1 protein-coding gene is annotated in these 2,278 nt (G+C 66.1%); it reads left to right on the top strand.

Features of this window, described 5'->3' with window-relative positions; genetic code table 11:
• A partial coding sequence (locus tag G3N93_RS37720; RefSeq protein ID WP_206135296.1) for a M1 family metallopeptidase occupies positions 1-2,084 on the top strand: 2,084 nt, incomplete at its 5' end.
• Positions 2,085-2,278 lie beyond the last annotated feature (194 nt).

The following is a 2,278-nucleotide window of genomic DNA, read 5'->3' as shown; positions in this document are numbered from 1 at the left end:
TGGGCTCGGCGTCCGCGCTCAGCTCCGCCGGCGCGCCGCACTCGGGCTCGTCGCCCACCGTCACCGCGCCGCCAAGCGCATCCAACGTCGACAAGAGCGTATCGCCTGTCGAGTTGCCGGACACCGTGGTACCCGTGAACTACCGGCTGTGGTTCCGCCCGAACGAAGCGCTGAACGCGTTCGACGGCCGTGCCGACGTCGAAATCAAGGTGCTGAAGCCGGTCAACAACATCGTGATCGCCGGCCACCGGATCAAGTTCACGAACGGCCGCATCACGCTGCAGCCGGGCAACATCCAGCTGATCGCGACGCCGCAGGACAAGGGCGACTTCTATCAGCTGCGCCCCGTGAGCGGCACGATTTCGCCGGGCAACTATTCGCTGCACATGGAATGGTCGGGCATCATCAACTTCAAGTCGTATGACGATCCGGTCGCGAAGACCGGCGGCAGCTGCGGCGACGATCCGTATCCGGGCTGCTCGGCCGCGGAAGGCATCTTCCGCGTCGACCTGAAGGGCACCGACGGCAAGACGAGCGGCGCGATCCTCACGCAAGGCGAAACCAACCTGTCGCGCCAGTGGTTCCCGGGCTGGGACGAGCCGGCGTTCCGCCCGACCTATGAAGTGACGGCCGAAGTGCCGCAGAGCTGGCGGGTCGTGTCGAACGCGGCCGAGAAGCCGTCGACCAACATCGGCGGCGGCTACAAGCTCGTGCAGTTCGACAAGACCCCGCCGATGCCGTCGTACCTGCTGTTCTTCGGCGGCGGCCTGTTCGACACCTATGAGGACGACTTCACGAGCCCGCTGCCGGGCGGCAAGGGCGGCCTGCACCTGCGCGTGTTCACGCCGCCGGGCATGAGCGACTGGGCGAAGCCGGCGATGGACCGCACCAAGCAGGCGCTCGACTTCTACTACCGCTACACGGGCATCGCCCTGCCGCTGACGAAGTTCGATACGGTGGCCGCGAACGACGCGTTCAAGGAGCAGAAGGACCTGAACTTCGGCGGGATGGAGAACTGGGGGGCGATCCTCGAGTTCGCCGACGACATCCTGCCGCAGCCGGGCCAGCCGATGTCGCACTACGGCAACGAGGTGCTGACGCACGAAGTCGCGCACCAGTGGTTCGGCGATCTCGTCACGACCGACTGGTGGGACAACGTGTGGCTCAACGAGTCGTTCGCGACGTTCTTCGAAACGAAGACGACGATCCAGTTCTTCCCCAACGAGTTCAGCTGGCTCGACCAGGTGAAGAACAAGTACCGCGTGATCAGTCGTGACATCGGCCCGAACGCGTTCCCGGTCGCACCGAACTTCAACGGCTGGGCGTCGAACGACTTCGTGCTGAGCGCCAGCGCGTTCACGTACGACAAGGGCGGCCACGTGCTGAAGACGCTCGAGAACTATCTCGGCGAACAGACGCTGCGCAAGGGTCTGCAACAGTACCTGGTCGACTACTCGTTCGGCAACGGCACGCCGAAGCGCCTGTGGGATGCGCTGTCGAAGGAAAGCGGCCAGGCGATCGGCGCGATCGGCGACAGCTACGTCCGTCAGACCGGGGTGCCGCTGATCTCGCTCGACACGCAGTGCGACCTGACGAAGAACCAGACCGTCATCACGCTGAAGCAGCAGCCGTTCCCGAACAAGAACGCGTATCCGGGCCTGCAATGGACGGTGCCGATCACGCTCGCGTACGGCCAGGGTCTCGCGAAACGCACGACGCTCGCGCTGAAGGATACGCAGACGCAAACGCGTGTCGACGGCTGCACGGGCGTGGTCGCCGACCCGAGCGGGCTCGACTACTACGTCGTGAACTACAGCGACGCGGCCTGGAGCGGGCTGCTCACGCAGGTCAACGGCTCGACCGATCCGGTCCTGCTCGCGAACCTGAAGAGCGAAGCCGCACTGCTCGTCGCGAACAACCTCGCGCCGGCGTCGCGCTCGACGTCGATCGGCTCGGTCGCTTCGCCGGCCGCGATGAAGCTGCGCCAGACGCCGACCTTCGGCGGCATCGAGCCGGTGACGAAGGAACGCCCGGCACTGCAATACCAGGGCATCTTCAAGCCGCGCAAGGTAGTGACGCAGTAACGGTGCGCATCCGGCCGGTGCCGCGCAGCCCGCGGCTGCCGGCCGGCGTACCGGCTTCTCCGACCTTTGACGGGCCTCGCATGCGAGGCCCTTTTTTCTTTCGGCACGGGCACCCGCCCGCCGTCATGCCCACGCAGCATCCCATGCCGGCTGCGCGAACCACGTCGCGAGGAACGCGACGAGCCGCGACGCGA

The organism is Burkholderia sp. Se-20378 (genome assembly GCF_017104665.1).
Lineage (GTDB): Bacteria > Pseudomonadota > Gammaproteobacteria > Burkholderiales > Burkholderiaceae > Burkholderia > Burkholderia lata.
Note: the sequence above shows the minus strand (reverse complement) of the source record. Positions and strands in the feature narration are given on the sequence as shown.